This is a genomic window from Streptomyces prasinopilosus (assembly GCF_001419695.1).
In the GTDB taxonomy this organism is placed as follows: domain Bacteria; phylum Actinomycetota; class Actinomycetes; order Streptomycetales; family Streptomycetaceae; genus Streptomyces; species Streptomyces prasinopilosus.
The window spans coordinates 1-19,880 of sequence record NZ_LIRG01000189.1 but is presented as its reverse complement, the minus strand read 5'-3'; the positions used below and the strand labels follow the sequence as shown (position 1 = coordinate 19,880).

General features: G+C 70.4%; 11 protein-coding genes, 1 tRNA gene and 2 rRNA genes. 13 read left to right on the top strand and 1 reads right to left on the bottom strand.

Annotated elements, in window-relative coordinates:
- From AOK18_RS09615 to AOK18_RS09600, 4 genes are all read left to right on the top strand, one after another.
- Positions 1-137: ribosomal RNA gene (locus AOK18_RS09615) — 23S ribosomal RNA — on the top strand; the annotation flags it as partial.
- 83 nt (positions 138-220) lie between these two features.
- Positions 221-337: ribosomal RNA gene (rrf, locus tag AOK18_RS09610) — 5S ribosomal RNA — on the top strand.
- 101 nt (positions 338-438) lie between these two features.
- Positions 439-1,116 carry a DegT/DnrJ/EryC1/StrS family aminotransferase gene (locus tag AOK18_RS09605; protein ID WP_055694025.1) on the top strand — a complete coding sequence of 226 codons (678 nt, stop codon included), beginning with the start codon at positions 439-441 and terminating at the stop codon, positions 1,114-1,116.
- 100 nt (positions 1,117-1,216) lie between these two features.
- Positions 1,217-1,289: transfer RNA gene (locus tag AOK18_RS09600), tRNA-Thr, on the top strand.
- A 75-nt stretch (positions 1,290-1,364) separates the two neighbouring features.
- Here AOK18_RS09600 and AOK18_RS09595 read toward each other — a convergent pair.
- A complete protein-coding gene (locus AOK18_RS09595) occupies positions 1,365-4,118 on the bottom strand; it encodes a SpoIIE family protein phosphatase (protein ID WP_055694024.1) in 2,754 nt (917 codons plus the stop codon).
- Between the two features lie 436 nt (positions 4,119-4,554).
- On the opposite strand from AOK18_RS09595, the gene AOK18_RS09590 reads away from it, so the two are divergent.
- From AOK18_RS09590 to AOK18_RS09550, 9 genes are all read left to right on the top strand, one after another.
- Entirely contained in the window at positions 4,555-10,041 is a 5,487-nt protein-coding gene (locus AOK18_RS09590; RefSeq protein WP_095533892.1) for a HAMP domain-containing protein, read from the top strand.
- Positions 10,042-10,376: 335 nt separating this feature from the next.
- Complete coding sequence (locus tag AOK18_RS09585) at positions 10,377-11,054, top strand: response regulator (RefSeq protein ID WP_055570602.1); 678 nt, start codon at positions 10,377-10,379, stop codon at positions 11,052-11,054.
- A gap of 144 nt (positions 11,055-11,198) precedes the next feature.
- Positions 11,199-13,988, top strand: a complete 2,790-nt coding sequence (locus tag AOK18_RS09580) for a DNA translocase FtsK (RefSeq protein WP_206281517.1) — start codon at positions 11,199-11,201, stop codon at positions 13,986-13,988.
- Positions 13,989-14,238: 250 nt separating this feature from the next.
- Positions 14,239-15,108, top strand: coding sequence for a helix-turn-helix domain-containing protein (locus tag AOK18_RS09575; RefSeq protein WP_055570603.1), 870 nt, complete (start codon positions 14,239-14,241; stop codon positions 15,106-15,108).
- A 95-nt stretch (positions 15,109-15,203) separates the two neighbouring features.
- Entirely contained in the window at positions 15,204-16,679 is a 1,476-nt protein-coding gene (gene rimO, locus AOK18_RS09570) for a 30S ribosomal protein S12 methylthiotransferase RimO (protein ID WP_074994916.1), read from the top strand.
- Positions 16,676-17,542 carry a CDP-diacylglycerol--glycerol-3-phosphate 3-phosphatidyltransferase gene (gene pgsA / locus AOK18_RS09565; RefSeq protein ID WP_055694023.1) on the top strand — a complete coding sequence of 289 codons (867 nt, stop codon included), beginning with the start codon at positions 16,676-16,678 and terminating at the stop codon, positions 17,540-17,542. The genes rimO and pgsA overlap by 4 nt, the downstream gene beginning before the upstream one ends.
- Positions 17,539-18,084 carry a CinA family protein gene (locus AOK18_RS09560; protein ID WP_055570606.1) on the top strand — a complete coding sequence of 182 codons (546 nt, stop codon included), beginning with the start codon at positions 17,539-17,541 and terminating at the stop codon, positions 18,082-18,084. The genes pgsA and AOK18_RS09560 overlap by 4 nt, the downstream gene beginning before the upstream one ends.
- A 109-nt stretch (positions 18,085-18,193) precedes the next feature.
- Complete coding sequence (locus tag AOK18_RS09555) at positions 18,194-18,574, top strand: helix-turn-helix domain-containing protein (protein ID WP_055570607.1); 381 nt, start codon at positions 18,194-18,196, stop codon at positions 18,572-18,574.
- A 211-nt stretch (positions 18,575-18,785) separates the two neighbouring features.
- A complete protein-coding gene (locus AOK18_RS09550) occupies positions 18,786-19,256 on the top strand; it encodes a Dps family protein (RefSeq protein ID WP_055570608.1) in 471 nt (156 codons plus the stop codon).
- Positions 19,257-19,880: the final 624 nt, after the last annotated feature.

Sequence of the window (19,880 nt, the reverse complement as noted above, 5' to 3'; positions counted from 1 at the left end):
AAGCCTGCTTCGAGATGAGGGCTCCCACCCACTTGATGGGGTAAGGCTCCCAGTAGACGACTGGGTTGATAGGCCGGATATGGAAGCACGGTAACGTGTGGAGTTGACCGGTACTAATAGGCCGAGGGCTTGTCCTCAGTTGCTCGCGTCCACTGTGTTGGTTCTGAAACCACGAACAACCCCATGCCTACGGCATGGTGCGGTTGATGTTTCATAGTGTTTCGGTGGTCATAGCGTAGGGGAAACGCCCGGTTACATTCCGAACCCGGAAGCTAAGCCTTACAGCGCCGATGGTACTGCAGGGGGGACCCTGTGGGAGAGTAGGACGCCGCCGAACAATTCTTGATAAAGGGTTGGACCCCGAACTTCGGTTCGGGGTCCAACCCTTTTTCGTTCCGCGTCACTTGAAGTTCACGTTGCGCGATGAGCATCGTTCTCATGGGTACTGCTGCACTACTCAGGGCCGCCGGTGTCGGAGTCGGTGACGAGGTGGTCGTGTCCGCCTTCGGGAACGTGGAAGTGGCCGAGGCCGTCACTCTCGCAGGTGCGTTGCCGGTGTTCGCCGAGATAGATCCGGCGACCTACTGCCTCGCGCCGGCCGCCGTGGAAGCGGCCGTCACCCCACGCACGGCGGCCGTCGTGGTCGTGCATCGTTTCGGCAGGCGCGCCGACCTCGCGCGACTGCACGCCCTCGGACAGCGGCACGGCCTGCTCGTGCTGGAGCACGGGGAGACCGAGGCCCCGTACGACGAGATCGCCAGGCGCAGGGAGCGGGCCGCCTACCTCGACGCGAAACTGCGGGGTGTGCAGACGCCTGACGGAGGCGACCGGCACACCTACCAGCAGTACGTCGTGCGGATCCCCGGGAACGGACGACCCGACCGGGACGCCTTCGCACGAGCCGTGCGGGCCAAGGGGGTCGAATGCAGGGTGCCGGTGAAGACGCCTGTGCACCGGCTGCCGGAGTTCCGGCGGTACGTGTTCCTGCCCGAAACCGAACGGGCTGCGGACGAGACGCTCGCCCTGCCCGTGGACGCCTCGTTGACCAAGCGGGACATGCAGCGTGTCGCGTCGGCGTGCAACGCGTTGGGCGGACTGCTGCAGCCTGCCGTCTGAACCGCGGTCGAGGACGGGCCGAGGCCGGTGGTTGGGAGCACGGGGCTGCTCAGGGTATGATCTATTCCGTTGCCGAGCGGGAAACCGCAGACGGCAACAGGCCCCTATAGCTCAGTCGGTAGAGCGTCTCCATGGTAAGGAGAAGGTCAACGGTTCGATTCCGTTTGGGGGCTCCGCGCAGAAAGGCCCCGCCCTCCAGGGCGGGGCCTTTCTCATGTCCGGATCCGCTCCGGCATCTCCGCTCCGGCTCACTCCTGGTGGAGTTCCGGGACGCGCATGGCGAGGATCGCCATGTCGTCGGAGGGGGCGTCGGAGGCGAAGCGTTCCACCGCGCGCATGATGCGGGCGGCGACCGCGCCGGCGGTCAGGCCCGTACAGGTCGTCAGAACGTCGGCGAGACCGTCGTCGCCGAGCATGCGGGGCCCCTCACGGCGCTCGGTGACGCCGTCGGTGACGCACAGCAGGACGTCGCCCGGATCGAGCGTGACCGTCTGCTCGTACAGCTCCAGGTCCTCCAGGACGCCGAGGAGGGGCTGGGGATCGGCTGCCGGTTCGACGGTGCCGTCCTGGCGCAGGCGCAGCGGCAGCGGGTGGCCGGCGCACACCACCTTCAGGTCCGCGCTGCCGTCCTCCCGGGGGCGCAGCTCGCCGTAGAGCAGGGTGAGGAAGCGGCTGCGGGCGCCCTCGTCGAGGATGGCGGAGTTCAGGCGCTCGAGGACCGCGGGGCCGCTGAGGCCCTCGCGGGCCAGCAGCCTCAGGGCGTGCCGGGCCAGGCCGGTGACGGCCGCAGCGTTCGGGCCCGTGCCGCAGACGTCACCGATGGCGAAGCCGTAGGCGCCGTCGCTGATCGGGAACAGGTCGTAGAAGTCACCACCGACCTCGTTGCCCTCGCCGGCCGCGCGGTAGATGACCTCGACCTCGACCCCGTCGATGACGGGCAGCTCCGGCGGCAGGAGGCTGCGCTGGAGGGACTGGCTGATGGCCGTGCGCTCGGAGTAGAGGCGGGCGTTGTCCAGGGCCAGGGCGGCCCTGCGGGAGAGGTCCTCGGCGAGTTCCAGGATCTCCTGGCGGAAGTGCTCGTCGGTCGGCTTGCCGAGCGTCAGCATGCCGATGACCCGGTTGCGGGCGACCAGAGGCAGGACCACCGTCTCGCCGCCGACCGCCGAGGCGGTGGTGAGGGTGGGGCCGATGCCGGAGGCGACCTGGCTGCTCGTGCCGCTGGACAGGCCCAGGCTGCGCATGGACGAGCGCAGGGCCGCCCGGTGGGCCACCTCCCCGGGAGCCGACCAGACACGGGCGCCGGGGGCCGGTACCGGATCGGGCGGGGGGATCTTCGAGAGCAGGGACTTGATGCCGTCGATGAGCTCCTCGTCCTCGTGCAGCACGTAGGAGAGGTACGGCTCGGACGCCTGGTCGGCGATCGTGTAGACGGCGCACCAGGTGGCCAGGGTGGGGACGGTCATCTGGGCCATGAGCGCCAGGGTCTGGTCGCGGTCCAGGGTGCCGGCCAGCAGGTCGGACGCCTCGACGAGGAAACTCAGCGAACCCCGGCGCAGCCGCTCCAGCTCACCCAGGCGGGCCGACTCGACGGCCAGGGCGATGCGGTCGGCGGCGAACTGGAGGCGCAGCGCCTCCTCGTTGGAGTACCGGCCGGCTCCCTCCGCGGCGACGCCGAGGGAGCCCGTGAGACGGCCCTCGACCTTGAGCGGAACCGTGACGACCGAGCGCATGCCGGTGCCGTTGAGGAGCGGCACCGCGCCGGGCAGGGAGGAGAGGTCGTCGTGGACGGCCGGCATGCGGGCGGAGCCGTAGCGGCCGGAGCCGGCCTCCACCGGGACGCGGGCGAAGCGCTGACGGGCGGAGGGCAGACCGGTGGAGGCGCGTACCTCGAGTTCCGTCTCGTCATCGGTGGCGAGGAGCAGGAAGGCGGAGTCGCCGTCGAGCATGTCGCGGGCGCGTTCCACCGTGCGCTGGAGGAGGCCGTCGAGGTCGTCCGGGGCGGGCGAACCGATGAACACCTCGAAGGGGTCGGTGCTCTGGCTCTCGGAGGAGCCGGCCGAATCGGCGGAGAGGCCCCGCAACGGGGTCTGCAGGACCGCCCGTTCGTGGTCCCTGACGAGAAGGCACACGGTTGACGGATCGCCGTCCGTGTCGCGGACACGCAGGTGCGAGGCGTAGACCGGGACCACCCGGCCGCCGGTGTCCCTTATGCCGTAGCTGCCTTCCCAGCGGGAGAGCTGGAGCGCCTCGGCGATGCCGGTGCCGGTCCCGGGGGTGTGCGGCCAGGCGGCCAGATCGGTCAGCGGCTTGCCGGTGACCTGGTCGGCCGTGTAGCCGAAGAGTTCCTCCGCGTCCTCGTTCCAGGAGGAGATCGCGCCGATCCGGTCGATCTGCACGACGGCGACGCGGACCCGTGCGTCGGCGATCGGGAGGAGTTCGGACGGCAGTGCCGGCCCGGCCGAGCGGGCGCCCACCGGACGGTCCGGAACGTCGAGCTGGAACCAGACGGTCTTGTGGGCGGAGGTGTACTCGACGCCCCAGCGGCCGGCCAGGGCCGCGCAGAGCTGGAGGCCGCGCCCGCCCTCGCGGTCGGGGCTGCCCATGCCGGAGGCGGGGCCCTGGAGCGGGACCTCACGCTCCGGGTACCGGTCGGTCACCTCGATCCGTACGCCCTCGTCGCAGCGCAGGCACAGCAGGTCGGCCCGGGTGCCGGCGTGGACCACGGCATTGGTCACGAGTTCGCTGGTGAGGACCACGGCGTCGTCGATGATGTCGGCGAAACCCCATCCCTGGAGGGTGTCGCGGACGAAGGAGCGGGCACTCGCGACCGAGCGTCCGACGGGCTCGAAGCTGGCGGCCGCGCGCGCGGTGATCACAGAACTCCTCGACCGGTTCTCGACGGGCACGGCCCCATGGTCGGCCGGCTCGTGCCGCTGGTGCGGCAGGCCGCCCGCCGGCCGAGGGTCCGGGGGCTGTTCCCCCGGGATCAGTCCGCTGGTCATGTGTGCGGCCGCCCTCCGATGCCCGCTCGTCTCCGTGCCGCAGCCCGGACCGGACGGACCGGCGTGGCTGGACGGCCGGATGCAAGGTTACTTACCTTCGCCGTCCGAGCGGAGGCCGGTCCGCCGTGTTTCCGTCGGAGGGGTGTCCGGCGGCCGGAGAAGGGCGTGCGGCGTGCGAAGCTGCCGAACTGTTATGGCCTGGTGGGGTGGGGGTGAAACACTGGGCGGGCCGGTTGTCGCGAAGGCCGGGCGGGACGGCTGTCCTCCGGGCCGGTCGGCGGTCCGGGTAGAGCTTCGGCGGGCAGGGCAGGTATCGCGGTAGTACACGCGTATGCACGAGTAAGCACAGCAGGCAGAAGCAGTCAGCAGTCACAGGTACACCGTGTGGTGGTACCCGAGCACAGCAGTAACGGTCGACCCCCGCGGGAGGGACACAGTGGAGTCTGGCGAAGCGACGCGGAGCAGGAACACGCGCGCGAAAGGCGGACAGTCCTCGGGCCGGCAGGGCGGGTCCCGGAGCGGGACCACCACGGTGGACACCGCGGCCCTGAACCGTCTGATGGTCGCCCTGGTGGCGATGCGGGACGGGAACTTCCGCAAGCGGCTCACGGTGTCCGGCGACGGCGTGATGGCGGAGATCGCGGCGGTCTTCAACGAGGTGGCCGACCGCAATCTCCATCTGACGGGCGAACTGGCGCGGGTGCGGCGCACGGTGGGACGGGAGGGGAAACTCACCGAGCGCCTGGAGACAGGGGCGTGCGAGGGCTCCTGGTCCAGCGCGATCGACAACTCGAACGCGCTGGTGGACGATCTGGTGCGGCCCGTCTCCGAGGTCAGCCGGGTGCTGTCGGCGGTGGCCGAGGGTGATCTGTCACCGCGGATGGAGCTGCGGGCGCAGCTGGGCGACGGGCAGGGGCAGCCGTTGCGCGGCGAGTTCCTGAAGGTCGGGCGCACCGTCAACAACCTGGTCGACCAGTTGTCGACGTTCACCGACGAGGTCACGCGGGTGGCCAGTGAGGTCGGTACCGAGGGCAAGCTGGGCGGTCAGGCCCGGGTGCGGGGCATGTCCGGTTCGTGGAAGGACCTCACGGACTCGGTCAACACCATGGCGGAGCGGCTGACCGCCCAGGTGCGCGACATCGCGCTGGTGACCACGGCGGTCGCCCGGGGCGACCTGTCCCGCAAGGTCACCGTGCACGTCGAAGGCGAGATGCTGGAGCTGAAGAACACCGTCAACACGATGGTGGACCAGCTCTCGGCGTTCTCCTCCGAGGTGACCCGCGTCGCGCGCGAGGTGGGCACCGAGGGCGCGCTGGGCGGCCAGGCGCAGGTGTCCGGGGTGGACGGCGTGTGGAAGGAGCTCACCGACTCCGTCAACACCATGGCCGGGAACCTGACGGCGCAGGTGCGCGGGATCGCGGAGGTGACGACCGCGGTCGCCAACGGTGACCTGTCGCGGAAGGTGACCGTTCCGGCACGGGGCGAGGTCGCGCAGCTGGCCGAGACGATCAACCAGATGACCGAGACGCTGAAGATCTTCGCGGATGAGGTCACCCGGGTCGCCAACGAGGTGGGGGCCGAGGGGCAGCTGGGCGGTCAGGCGAACGTACCGGGTGCCGCCGGTACCTGGAAGGACCTGACGGACTCCGTCAACACGGTGTTCCGGAACCTGACCACGCAGGTGCGGGACATCGCCGCGGTGACGACGGCGGTGGCCAACGGCGACCTGTCGCAGAAGGTCACCGTGGACGTGGCCGGCGAGATGCTGGAGCTGAAGAACACCGTCAACACGATGGTCGACCAGCTGTCCGCCTTCGGCGCCGAGGTCACCCGCGTGGCGCGCGAGATCGGTGTCGAGGGCGAGCTGGGCGGTCAGGCGCAGGTGCCCGGGGCCGCGGGCACCTGGAAGGACCTCACCGACTCCGTCAACACCGCGTTCCGCAACCTCACCGGTCAGGTGCGGAACATCGCCCAGGTGACGACGGCGGTGGCCAACGGCGACCTGTCGCAGAAGGTCACCGTGGACGTGTCCGGCGAGATGCTCCAGCTGAAGAACACCGTCAACACGATGGTCGACCAGCTGTCGAGCTTCGCCGACCAGGTCACGCGCATGGCCCGGGACGTGGGTACGGAGGGCCGGCTGGGCGGTCAGGCCAGGGTGGACGGCGTCTCGGGCACCTGGAAGGAACTCACCGACTCCGTCAACTCGATGGCGTCGAATCTGACCGGCCAGGTGCGCAACATCGCCCAGGTGACGACGGCGGTGGCCCGGGGCGACCTGTCGCAGAAGATCGACGTCGACGCGCGCGGGGAGATCCTCGAGCTGAAGAACACCATCAACACGATGGTCGACCAGCTGTCGTCGTTCGCCGACCAGGTCACGCGGGTGGCCCGCGAGGTGGGCACCGAGGGCCGGCTCGGCGGCCAGGCGCAGGTGCCCGGTGTCGCCGGGGTGTGGCGCGACCTCACCGACTCGGTGAACGGCATGGCGGGCAACCTCACCGCGCAGGTGCGCAACATCGCCCAGGTGGCGACCGCGGTGGCCCGGGGCGACCTGTCGCAGAAGATCACCGTGGACGCGCGCGGGGAGATCCTCGAGCTGAAGAACACGCTGAACACGATGGTCGACCAGTTGTCGTCGTTCGCCGAGGAGGTCACGCGGGTGGCCCGCGAGGTGGGCACCGAGGGGATCCTCGGCGGCCAGGCCGAGGTGCAGGGCGTCTCCGGCACCTGGAAGGACCTCACCCAGTCGGTGAACGGCATGGCGAACAACCTGACCCTCCAGGTCCGCAACATCGCCGAGGTCACCACCGCGGTCGCCAAGGGCGATCTGTCGAAGAAGATCACCGTCGACGCCAAGGGCGAGATCCTCGAACTCGTCACCACCGTCAACACGATGGTGGACCAGCTGTCGTCGTTCGCCGAGCAGGTGACCCGGGTGGCCCGTGAGGTGGGCACCGAGGGCATCCTGGGCGGTCAGGCGCACGTGCCCGGCGTCACGGGCATCTGGAAGGACCTGAGCGACAACGTCAACCTGATGGCCAAGAACCTGACCACGCAGGTGCGCAACATCTCCCAGGTGTCCGCCGCGGTCGCCAACGGCGACCTGACGCGGGAGGTCACCATCGAGGCGCGCGGTGAGCTGGCGCAGTTCGCCGACACCATCAACATCATGGTGAAGACGCTGAGGGCGTTCGCCGAGCAGGTCACCAAGGTGGCCCGCGAGGTCGGCACGGACGGCATCCTCGGCGGTCAGGCCCAGGTGCCGGGTGTGGCCGGTACGTGGAAGGACCTCACCGAGTCGGTGAACCGGATGGCGTCCAATCTGACCGGCCAGGTCCGCAACATCGCCATGGTGACCACGGCCATCGCCAAGGGCGACCTGACGAAGAAGATCGACATCGACGCGCGCGGGGAGATCCTCGAGCTGAAGACCACCATCAACACGATGGTGGACCAGCTGTCGTCGTTCGCCGAGGAAGTGACCCGGGTGGCCCGCGAGGTGGGCACCGAGGGGCAGCTCGGCGGCCAGGCACGGGTGCGCGACGTCGACGGCACCTGGCGGGACCTGACCGAGTCCGTGAACGAGATGGCGGGGAACCTGACCCGCCAGGTGCGTGCCATCGCACGCGTGGCGACCGCGGTGACCCGCGGCGACCTGAACCTGAAAATCGACGTGGACGCGTCCGGGGAGATCCAGGAACTCCAGGACTACATCAACAAGATGATCGCCAACCTGCGCGACACCACGATCGCCAACAAGGAACAGGACTGGCTGAAGGGCAATCTGGCCCGCATCTCCGGGCTGATGCAGGGCCGCCGGGACCTGGAGGACGTGGCGTCGCTGATCATGAGCGAGCTGACGCCGGTGGTCTCCGCGCAGCACGGCGCGTTCTTCCTCTCGATGCCCCTGGTCGACGGGGAGGACGTGAGCGCCACCGACGACGACCAGTACGAGCTGCGCATGCTCGGTTCGTACGGTTACTCGCTGGGCTCGATGCCGACGTCGTTCCGTCCCGGTGAGGGGCTCATCGGGACGGCCGCCCTGGAGAAGCGCACGATCCTGGTGGCGAACGCGCCCAGCGGCTACCTGAAGATCTCCTCGGGGCTGGGGGAGGCGCCTCCCGCCCAGGTGATCGTGCTCCCCGTGCTGTTCGAGGGGACCGTGCTGGGCGTCATCGAGCTCGCTTCGTTCACCCCGTTCACGCACATCCAGAAGGACTTCCTCAACCAGATCGCCGAGATGATCGCGACCAGTGTCAACACCATCTCGGTGAACACCAAGACGGAGCTGCTGCTGGCGCAGTCGCAGGAGCTGACCGAGCAGCTCCGTGAGCGTTCGGCCGAGCTGGAGCAGCGGCAGAAGGCGCTCCAGGCGTCCAACGCCGAGCTGGAGGAGAAGGCCGAGCTGCTCGCCCGGCAGAACCGCGACATCGAGGTCAAGAACACCGAGATCGAGGAGGCGCGGCAGGTCCTGGAGGAGCGCGCCGAGCAACTCGCGGTCTCCATGCGCTACAAGAGCGAGTTCCTGGCCAACATGTCGCACGAGCTGCGCACCCCGCTCAACTCGCTGCTGATCCTGGCCAAGCTGCTCGCCGACAACCCGGAGGGGAACCTCTCCCCGAAGCAGGTCGAGTTCGCCGAGACCATCCACGGCGCCGGCTCCGACCTGCTGCAGCTGATCAACGACATCCTCGACCTGTCGAAGGTCGAGGCGGGCAAGATGGACGTCTCCCCGACGCGCATCGCGCTCGTCCAGCTGGTGGACTACGTGGAGGCCACCTTCCGTCCGCTGACCGCGGAGAAGGGACTGGACCTGTCGGTGCGGGTCTCCCCGGAACTGCAGGCCACGCTGCACACCGACGAGCAGCGGCTGCTGCAGGTGCTGCGCAACCTGCTGTCCAACGCGGTGAAGTTCACCGACTCCGGGTCCGTCGAGCTGGTCATCCGTCCGGCCCGCGACGATGTTCCGCAGGCCATCAGGGAGCAGCTGCTGGAGGCCGGTTCGCTGACCGATCCGGACGCCGACCTGATCGCGTTCTCGGTGTCCGACACGGGCATCGGGATCGCCGCCAGCAAGATGCGGGTGATCTTCGAGGCGTTCAAGCAGGCGGACGGCACGACCAGCCGCAAGTACGGCGGCACGGGACTCGGACTGTCCATCTCCAGGGAGATCGCCCAGCTGCTCGGCGGTGAGATCCACGCGCAGAGCGAGCCGGGCCGCGGCTCGACGTTCACGCTGTATCTCCCGCTGCACCCGAGCGAGTTGCCGCCGCACGGCTACCCGCAGTCCATGCCGGCCCTGGAGGGCGGCGGTACCTCCGCCCCGGCCGATTCCTCCGGTGCGGCGGTGGAGGCGCCGGCCGAGGCGACGCCGTACCAGGAGGACCGGAACGGCCCGGCGGCCCTGTTCCGGCGGCGCCGCAGGCCCCTGCCCGAGCTGGGACAGCGGCCCGCGCCGCAGCAGCCCCAGCAGCCGGAGCAGTGGCTGGGTACGCCGGCACCGGAGCAGGACCCGGCCCCCCGGCCGCAGCGCGGCATCCGCTTCGGCGGGCAGAAGGTACTGATCGTCGACGACGACATCCGCAACGTGTTCGCGCTGACCAGCGTCCTCGAACAGCACGGCCTGTCCGTGCTCTACGCGGAGAACGGACGCGAGGGCATCGAGGTGCTGGAGCAGCACGACGACGTGGCGGTCGTCCTGATGGACATCATGATGCCCGAGATGGACGGATACGCGACGACGACGGCGATCCGGCGGATGCCGCAGTTCGCGGGACTCCCGATCATCGCGCTCACCGCGAAGGCGATGAAGGGCGACCGGGAGAAGGCGATCGAGTCGGGAGCCTCCGACTACGTGACGAAGCCGGTCGACCCCGATCACCTGCTGTCGGTGATGCAGCAGTGGATGAGGGGGGCGTGACCGGGACGCCCCAGGAGAGGGGGGTGTGAGGACGGCGGTCCGGGGCGTGCGATGGTGGAGGAGGGCTTCGCCGTTCATGCGGAGCTCCTGACGCGGCGTGCGTGAAGCCGTGTAGAAGTACGGGATTCGGGGAACCTTCTGGTCCCGCTCCGCGTTTCTGCTATGTGCACCGTGACATCACGGTGACAGGGTGTGGCGGTGGGCGGGGTGCGGCTACGATGACCGGCACAAGGACGGGCGGCGCAAGGGTGCCGTCCCCTGGGACGACACCCACCGGTGTCCACCCGGGACCTGCGGACAGGGGAGGCCCCAAGCCGGGGCGAGGAGGGCGGGCCATGGTCCAGAAGGCCAAGATCCTCCTGGTCGACGACCGGCCGGAGAATCTGCTGGCGCTGGAGGCGATCCTCTCGGCGCTCGATCAGACGCTGGTACGGGCATCGTCCGGGGAAGAAGCGCTCAAGGCGCTGCTCACGGATGACTTCGCGGTCATCCTGCTGGACGTCCAGATGCCGGGCATGGACGGCTTCGAGACCGCGGCGCACATCAAGCGGCGCGAGCGGACGCGGGACATCCCGATCATCTTTCTCACCGCGATCAACCACGGCCCGCACCACACGTTCCGCGGGTACGCGGCGGGAGCGGTCGACTACATCTCCAAGCCCTTCGACCCGTGGGTGCTGCGCGCGAAGGTCTCGGTGTTCGTCGAGCTGTACATGAAGAACTGCCAGCTCAGGGAACAGGCGGCGCTGCTGCGGCTCCAGTTGGAGGGCGACGGGAAGGACGCGGGCGAACAGAAGGAGTCCGCCGGCCTGCTCGCCGAACTCTCCGCGCGGCTCGCGGCGGTCGAGGAACAGGCCGAGGCCCTCTCCAAGCAGCTCAGCGACGAATCGACCGACGCGGCCGCGGTGGCCACGGCGGCCCATCTGGAACGCAAGCTCACGGGGTTGCGGCGGGCGCTGGACGCGCTGGAACCGGGCACGGGCGGCGCGTCCCCCCTGCCCTCGCGGAACTGACCGACGGCACGGGGGTTTTGCGCCTCGTCCGGCACGGTTCCGGGCCGAGCCCGCGTCAGTTTGTTGCCCCCGCGGCAGCGACACGAACGGGTGAAGCGGTCGGCACGCGTGTCCACCGGCGTCTCCCCCGGTAACCTCACCCCCATGGCCTCACGTCCCTCCGCAGCCAAGAAGCCACCCGCGAAGAAGGCGGCTGCTTCCGCGAAGGCTCCCGCGAAGAAGGCCGCCGCCAGGAAGCCGCCTCCCAGGAAGGCTCCGGCCAGGAAGCCGCCCGCCAAGAAGGCCGGGGCCAGGAGGCCCGCACCCCGGCCGGCTCCCAGCCCGGCCGGCGGTCTCTACCGGGTGGTGCGCGCCGTGTGGCTGGGGCTGGCGCACGCCGTCGGAGCGGTCTTCCGGGGCATAGGGCAGGGTGCCAGGAACCTCGACCCCGCCCACCGCAAGGACGGTCTCGCGCTGCTCCTGCTCGGCATCGGACTCGTCATCGCCGCGGGCACCTGGGCCGACCTGGAGGGGCCCGTCGGCGAACTCGTGGAGATCCTGGTCGCCGGCGCGTTCGGCCGGCTCGACCTGCTGGTGCCGGTCCTGGTCGCGGTCGTCGCGGTGCGCCTCATCCGGCACCCGGAGAAGCCGGAGGCCAACGGCCGTATCGTGATCGGCCTGTCCGCGCTCCTCATCGGTGTGCTCGGCCAGATCCACATCGCCTGCGGCTCGCCCGCCCGCGGCGACGGCATGCACGCCATAAGGGACGCCGGGGGGCTCATCGGCTGGGGCGCGGCCACGCCGCTGTCGTACACCATGACCGACGTGCTCGCCGTGCCCCTGCTGGTGCTGCTCACCGTCTTCGGGCTGCTGGTCGTCACCGCCACCCCGGTCACCGCCATTCCGCAGCGGCTGCGGCTCCTCGGCACCAGGCTGGGACTCGTCCACGACCTCGAACCGGAGGAGTTCGGCGAGGACGACGCGCGCTACGACGAACAGTGGCGCGAGGCGCTGCCCGCGAGCCGCCGAGGGCGCGGACGCGCTCCCCTGGAGTACGGCCCCGACCCCGCGGAGCCGGAGGCGCCGGCACGGCGCCGGGGCCGGCCGCGCAGGTCCGCGGTGCCCCAGCCCGACATGGACCGGCCGATGGACGCCGTGGACGTGGCCGCCGCGGCCGCCGCCTCCCTCGACGGCGCCGTCCTGCACGGGATGCCGCCCTCGCCGGTCGTCGCCGACCTGACCCAGGGCGTGCGCACGGGCGACCGCGAGCCGACCACCCCGACACCGGTGCCGGCCGCCCGCCCCCGGCAGGGCGAGCAGGACGGGCCGAGGCCGGGCGTCCGGCGGAACGCGCCGAAGCGGACCGGACAGGCCGAACAGGACCGGGAGCGGACGGCCTCCGGCGTCCTGGACCTCACCAAGACCCCGGCCGAGCCCCGCGACCTCCCCCCGCGCGCGGAGCAGCTCCAGTTGTCCGGCGACATCACCTACTCCCTGCCGGCCCTCGACCTCCTCGCGCGCGGCGGCCCCGGCAAGGCACGCAGCGCCGCCAACGACGCCGTCGTCGACTCGCTCACCACCGTCTTCACCGAGTTCAAGGTCGACGCCCGCGTCACCGGCTTCACGCGCGGGCCCACGGTCACCCGCTACGAGGTGGAACTCGGCCCGGCCGTGAAGGTCGAGCGGATCACCGCGCTGACGAAGAACATCGCGTACGCGGTCGCCAGCGCCGACGTACGCATCATCAGCCCCATCCCCGGCAAGTCCGCGGTCGGCATCGAGATCCCGAACACCGACCGGGAGATGGTCAACCTCGGGGACGTCCTGCGGCTCGCCGAGTCCGCCGAGGACGACGACCCGATGCTGGTCGCCTTCGGCAAGGACGTCGAGGGCGGCTACGTCATGCACTCGCTGGCGAAGATGCCGCACATGCTGGTCGCCGGCGCCACCGGCTCCGGCAAGTCGTCCTGCATCAACTGCCTGATCACGTCGATCATGATGCGGGCGACGCCGGAGGACGTCCGGATGATCCTGGTCGACCCCAAGCGTGTGGAGCTCACCGCCTACGAGGGCATCCCGCACCTGATCACACCGATCATCACCAACCCCAAGCGGGCCGCCGAGGCACTCCAGTGGGTCGTGCGCGAGATGGACCTGCGCTACGACGACCTGGCCGCCTACGGGTACCGGCACATCGACGACTTCAACCGCGCGGTGCGCGAGGGCAAGGTCAAGCCGCCCGAGGGCAGCGAACGGGAACTCCAGCCGTACCCGTACCTGTTGGTGATCGTCGACGAGCTGGCCGACCTGATGATGGTCGCCCCGCGGGACGTCGAGGACGCCATCGTGCGGATCACGCAGCTCGCGCGCGCGGCCGGCATCCACCTGGTGCTCGCCACGCAGCGCCCCTCGGTCGACGTCGTCACCGGTCTGATCAAGGCGAACGTGCCCTCCCGGCTGGCGTTCGCCACCTCCTCCCTCGCGGACTCGCGGGTCATCCTCGACCAGCCCGGCGCCGAGAAGCTGATCGGCAAGGGGGACGGCCTCTTCCTGCCGATGGGAGCGAACAAACCGACGCGTATGCAGGGCGCGTTCGTGACCGAGGAGGAGGTCGCCGCCGTCGTCCAGCACTGCAAGGACCAGATGACGCCCGTCTTCCGGGACGACGTCGTCGTCGGGACCAAGCAGAAGAAGGAGATCGACGAGGACATCGGCGACGACCTCGACCTGCTGTGCCAGGCGGCCGAACTGGTCGTCTCCACCCAGTTCGGCTCCACGTCCATGCTCCAGCGCAAGCTGCGCGTGGGCTTCGCGAAGGCGGGCCGGCTCATGGACCTCATGGAGTCCCGGAACATCGTCGGACCGAGCGAGGGTTCGAAGGCCCGTGACGTTCTCGTGAAGGCCGACGAGCTGGACGGCGTGCTCGCCGTCATCCGAGGGGAGACGGAAGGGTAGGCGGCGGGGCACGGTGGTCGCCCCGGCGCACCCAGATGGCCGATCGTGACCCACCCGTAAGGGATCAGTGCGCAACCCTTTCCCCCGGTCGCACGTCAACTTGGGGAAACGATAAGCAGCAGTGCCGTCATCGGCATGTCGGGCCATTCCGATGGCGTACAAAGTCCGGCCGCCCGGTTGCCCCACCCTTTTGTCACCCCCCTAGACTGAACCTCCAGCACAGGTGGCTACACGCTCGAAAGGCGCCCCCGTGTCCATCGGCAACTCCCCTGAAGACGAGCGTCCGTTCGACGACGTATCCGACGTATCCGACCTGTCCGAGGGCGTCTCCGAGGACGCCTCCGAGGGAGACCGTCCCTCCGTCGGACGCGCGCTGAAGCAGGCGCGCATCGCCGCCGGCCTCACCGTCGACGACGTCAGCACCGCCACCCGGGTCCGCATCGCGATCGTGCACGCCATCGAGGCGGACAACTTCGAGCCCTGCGGCGGCGACGTCTACGCGCGCGGGCACATCCGGACCCTGGCCCGGGCCGTGCACCTCGACCCCGGCCCGCTGATCGCCCAGTACGACGCCGAGCACGGAGGCCGCCCGGCACCCACCCCGGCCGCCCCCCTGTTCGAGGCGGAACGCATCCGCCCCGAGCGGCGCGGGCCCAACTGGACCGCCGCCATGGTGGCCGCGATCGTCGTCGTCATCGGCTTCGTCGGGTTCACGATGGTCAACGGCGGCGACGGCGACAGGACGAACGTCGCCGACGGCGACGCCACCGCGAGCGCGTCCGGATCGCCCACCCCCAAGTCCGGGAAGACCGTCCCCGAGCCGGAACCCTCCGACAGCGCCATCGCTGCCGCGCCGCAGGACAAGGTGATCGTCAAGGTGAGCGCCCCGGACGGGCGCAGCTGGATCTCGGCCAAGGACCACAGCGGCCGGCTGCTCTTCGACGGACTGCTCGCGCAGGGCGACTCCAAGACCTTCGAGGACAGTTCGAAGATCAACCTCGTGCTCGGTGACGCCGGCGCGATCGACCTCTTCGTCAACGGCAAGAAGATCGAGGACGACTGGCAGCCGGGCGCCGTGGAGCGCCTGACCTACACCAAGGGCGACCCGCAGGCCGGATAGCGGGCGACCCGCAGGACGCTTCGTCGACGGGGCCGGCCGAGATCGGGCAACCCCGTCGACGTGGGGCGTCAGCGGGACGAAGTAGTCTTGAGCCCATGCCTGATCGCCGCACCGTCGCACTCGTCACCCTTGGCTGCGCCCGTAACGAGGTGGACTCGGAGGAGCTCGCAGGCCGTTTGGAGGCGGACGGCTGGCAGCTCGTGGAGGACGCCGAGGACGCGGACGTCGCCGTCGTGAACACCTGCGGTTTCGTCGAAGCCGCCAAGAAGGACTCCGTCGACGCCCTCCTGGAGGCCAACGACCTCAAGGGCCACGGAAGAACGCAGGCCGTGGTGGCGGTGGGCTGCATGGCCGAGCGGTACGGCAAGGAACTCGCCGAGGCGCTCCCCGAGGCCGACGGCGTGCTCGGCTTCGACGACTACACCGACATCTCGGACCGCCTCCAGACCATTCTGAACGGAGGCATCCACGCCTCCCACACCCCGCGTGACCGGCGCAAGCTGCTGCCGATCAGCCCCGCCGAGCGCCAGGAGTCCGCCGCGTCCGTCGCCCTCCCGGGGCACGCCCCGGTGGACCTGCCCGAGGGCCTCGCCCCGGCCTCCGGTCCCCGCGCGCCCCTGCGGCGCCGGCTGGAGGGGACCCCGGTCGCCTCCGTGAAGCTCGCCTCCGGCTGCGACCGGCGCTGCTCCTTCTGCGCCATCCCGTCCTTCCGCGGCTCCTTCATCTCGCGCCGGCCCAGCGACGTGCTGAACGAGACGCGGTGGCTGGCCGAGCAGGGCGTGAAGGAGGTCATGCTGGTCTCCGAGAACAACACCTCCTACGGCAAGGACCTGGGCGACATCCGCCTCCTGGAGTCCCTGCTGCCCGAGCTCGCCGAGGTCGACGGCATCGAGCGGGTCCGCGTCAGCTACCTCCAGCCCGCCGAGATGCGCCCCGGCCTGATCGACGTGCTGACCTCCACCCCCGGGGTCGCCCCGTACTTCGACCTGTCCTTCCAGCACTCCGCGCCCGACGTGCTGCGCGCGATGCGCCGCTTCGGCGACACGGACCGCTTCCTGGAACTCCTCGACACCATCCGGAGCAAGGCGCCCGAGGCCGGTGTGCGCTCCAACTTCATCGTCGGCTTCCCCGGCGAGTCCGAGGCCGACCTGGCCGAGCTCGAGAGGTTCCTGACCCACGCACGGCTGGACGCCATCGGCGTCTTCGGCTACTCCGACGAGGAGGGCACCGAAGCGGCGACGTACGAGCACAAGCTGGACGAGGACGTCGTGGCCGAGCGGCTGGCGCGGGTCTCCCGGATGGCCGAGGAACTCGTCTCGCAGCGCGCCGAGGAGCGGGTCGGCGAGACCGTGCACGTGCTGGTGGAGTCCGTCGACGAGGAGGAGGGCGTGTACGGCCGGGCGGCGCACCAGGCTCCCGAGACCGACGGCCAGGTGCTGCTCACGAGCGGCACGGGGCTGCGTCCCGGCCGTATGGTCGAGGCGAAGGTCGTCGGCACGGAAGGTGTCGACCTGGTGGCCGAGCCGCTGTTCCAGGGTTCGCCCGCGCTGAGCGAGGAGGCGGGCAGATGACGGGTGCCCCGGCGTCCGCGGCGGGAGGCCCCTCCGGTGCGAGGAGGGCGCAGGCGGGACCGGCCGGTCGTTCGCGGCCCGGCGGAGTCCCGGGCGGCGAAGTCCCCCCGACCCCGGTTTCCGGTGGCGCGGCCGACGGTGCCGCGGGCGGCGTTCCGGACGGGGTTCCCGGCGGCACGCCGCTCGGCGTCTCCCGGAACGTCCCGGGAGACGACGGCCGTGACGCGGACGGACACCCGGCGCGGGGCAAGAAGATCGCGGCGGCCGCCGTCGACCAGGCCAGTGTCTGGAACATCGCCAACCTGCTCACCATGCTCCGGCTGGTCCTCGTCCCGGCCTTCGTCGCCCTGATGCTGGCCGACGGGGGATACGACCCGGCCTGGCGCTCGCTCGCCTGGGCCGCCTTCGCCGTCGCCATGATCACCGACCTGTTCGACGGCCATCTGGCGCGCACCTACAACCTGGTCACCGATTTCGGGAAGATCGCCGATCCCATCGCCGACAAGGCGATCATGGGGGCGGCGCTGATCTGTCTGTCCGTGCTGGAAGACCTTCCCTGGTGGGTCACCGGAGTCATCCTGGGCCGGGAGATCGGCATCACCCTCCTGCGCTTCCTGGTCATTCGCTACGGTGTGATCCCGGCGAGCCGCGGGGGCAAGCTCAAGACCCTCACCCAGGGCGTGGCCGTCGGCATGTACGTGCTGGCGCTGACGGGGTGGCTGGCGACTCTGCGGTTCTGGGTGATGGCCGCGGCCGTCGTGCTCACGGTCGTGACCGGGCTCGACTACGTGAGACAGGCCATTGTGCTGCGCCGACGGGGAATTGCGGAGAGGAAGGCCGCGTTGGAAGAGATGGAAGCGTGAGTTCTCCGGCCGTCGAAGTGGTGAGACTACTCACCGTAAGAGACATGACGCTGGCCGTCGCGGAATCGCTGACCGGCGGTCTGGTGGCCGCGGAGATCACCTCCGTCCCCGGGGCGTCGAGGGTGTTCCGGGGGTCGGTCACGGCGTACGCCACCGAGCTCAAGCATGAACTGCTCGGCGTCGACGCCGCCCTGCTGGCGCGGAACGGAGCGGTGGATCCGCAGGTGGCGGCGGAGATGGCGGCCGGTGTCCGCAAGGCACTGGGCGCGGACTGGGGGATCGCGACCACGGGCGTCGCCGGCCCGGATCCCCAGGACGGGCAACCCGTCGGAACCGTCTACGTGGCCGTGCACGGGCCGTCGTCGGCGCTTTCGGGTTCCGCCGGTGGCAGAAAAGTGGAGCGCCTGAGGTTGAACGGCGACCGGACGGAAATTCGTATGGAGAGTGTGCGGAGCGTACTCGCACTGCTTCTCGAAGAGCTTGCGGGCGAACAGACCGGGAATGAGCGGGCACAGGATACGGAACGGAACGGGGGGTTTTGATGTGTGCAGCCCAGAGTGAAAACAACATCGCTCCCCGCACGGCCGCAGCGCAAGGCGGTACGGTGGGGCGAGAAGGATCCGGATACACGGCCCGAGGAGGGAGCCACCGATGATTCTGCTCCGTCGCCTGCTGGGTGACGTGCTGCGTCGGCAGCGCCAGCGCCAGGGCCGTACTCTGCGCGAAGTCTCCTCGTCCGCCCGAGTCTCGCTCGGCTATCTCTCCGAGGTGGAGCGGGGGCAGAAGGAGGCTTCCTCCGAGCTGCTCTCCGCGATCTGCGACGCGCTGGACGTACGGATGTCCGAGCTCATGCGGGAAGTGAGCGACGAGCTCGCCCTCGCGGAGCTGGCCCGGTCGGCTGCAGCAACCCCCAGCGAACCCGTACCCGCTCCGGTTCGACCGATGCTGGGTTCCGTCTCGGTGACCGGCGTGCCACCGGAACGGGTGACCATCAAGGCGCCCGCCGAAGCGGTGGACGTCGTCGCCGCCTGACGCGGCGCACCAGTGTGACAGGCCCCGGTCGGGGCTCTTCCGGGAGATCCGGAGGGGCGTCGCCGGGGTTTTCGCTTGCCCGTGTCCCGGGGCCGCGCCGTCCCGGTCCCGCCCCGTGTGTGTGCGTTTGCCGGTCCGAGGCGTGACCGCCATGGTTGAGGGAACGAGGAAACGAGGGAGCATACGGGGGGATTCAGCCACGGAGGTGCGGATGTACGTCGTGAAGAGCCCATTGTCCGACGAGAACCTGAAGACGGTGTCCGAGGCGCTCCAGGGAGCCCTCGTCGACCTGGTGGACCTCAGCCTGGTGGCGAAGCAGATCCACTGGAACGTGGTCGGCCAGCGCTTCCGTTCCGTCCACCTGCAGCTCGACGAGGTGGTGGCCCTCGCGCGGACGCACACCGACACCGTGGCGGAGCGCGCCGCGGCACTGGGCGTCTCACCCGACGGGCGCGCCGCGACGGTGGCCGTCGGCAGCGGCATCGGGGTGACGCCCGAGGGCTGGGTCGACGACACGGCCGCGGTGGGCGCCATGGTGGACGCCCTGGGCGCGGTGATCACGCGGATGCGTGAACGGGTCGACGCGACGGGTGAGGCGGACCCGGTGAGCCAGGACCTCCTCATCGCGGTGACGGGCGATCTCGAGAAGCAGCACTGGATGTTCCAGGCCGAGAACGGGTGACGTGTCCCCGGACGCTGCCCTGAGCGGCAACGAGCCGGGCCGGGCCCGCACGCGGTGCGCCGGGGCCGCGGGGCGAAGGAGACGGCGATCGGTGCGGCGCGCGCCGCGACCGCGTGCCGTCGGTGCGTTCCGGACACCCCGATGAACGGCCTCATAGCGTCCGGCCGGAGGCGGACGGCCAGGAGGACGCGGGCGGCCCGCCTGAGTGCTCGGGCCGCTCTGCTGGGACTCGGGATCCTGTGGTGGTGGGCCGCAGCGAGACTGCTGCTGACCCCCGACGCCGGAGTGCTGGAGGCGACGGTCGCGGCCGGCAGCTGGGGCCTGAGCCTGCTTCCGGTGCACTGCGTGCCGAAGGGCCGTACGAAAGGCGGTCTTGCGGACGGGCGGTGGCGGCGGGCCTGGAGAACGGCCTCCGGTGCCCCGGAGGCCGGCGCCCCGACGGCGGTCGCTTCGTCGGGGACCGGTACCGCGGCATCGCCCCGTCCCCGCTCGGGTGGGGAATCCGGCCTGTGGTGAGGGAACGCTGCGCCCGGTGAGGGCCCCGCGGGGCGCGGGGGCCGTGCGGGGAACGTACGGGCGGGCCCGGCCCCGTCCCCCGGCTCAGGAGCCGGGGGACGGGGCCGG

Bases quoted from the DNA above. Each gene is read 5' to 3' on its own strand.
- AOK18_RS09605 (WP_055694025.1), top strand. From the start codon at position 439: ATGGGTACTGCTGCACTACTCAGGGCCGCCGGTGTCGGAGTCGGTGAC.
- AOK18_RS09595 (WP_055694024.1), bottom strand. From the start codon at position 4,118: ATGACCAGCGGACTGATCCCGGGGGAACAGCCCCCGGACCCTCGGCCG.
- AOK18_RS09585 (WP_055570602.1), top strand. From the start codon at position 10,377: ATGGTCCAGAAGGCCAAGATCCTCCTGGTCGACGACCGGCCGGAGAAT.
- AOK18_RS09580 (WP_206281517.1), top strand. From the start codon at position 11,199: ATGGCCTCACGTCCCTCCGCAGCCAAGAAGCCACCCGCGAAGAAGGCG.
- rimO (WP_074994916.1), top strand. From the start codon at position 15,204: ATGCCTGATCGCCGCACCGTCGCACTCGTCACCCTTGGCTGCGCCCGT.
- pgsA (WP_055694023.1), top strand. From the start codon at position 16,676: ATGACGGGTGCCCCGGCGTCCGCGGCGGGAGGCCCCTCCGGTGCGAGG.
- AOK18_RS09555 (WP_055570607.1), top strand. From the start codon at position 18,194: ATGATTCTGCTCCGTCGCCTGCTGGGTGACGTGCTGCGTCGGCAGCGC.
- AOK18_RS09550 (WP_055570608.1), top strand. From the start codon at position 18,786: ATGTACGTCGTGAAGAGCCCATTGTCCGACGAGAACCTGAAGACGGTG.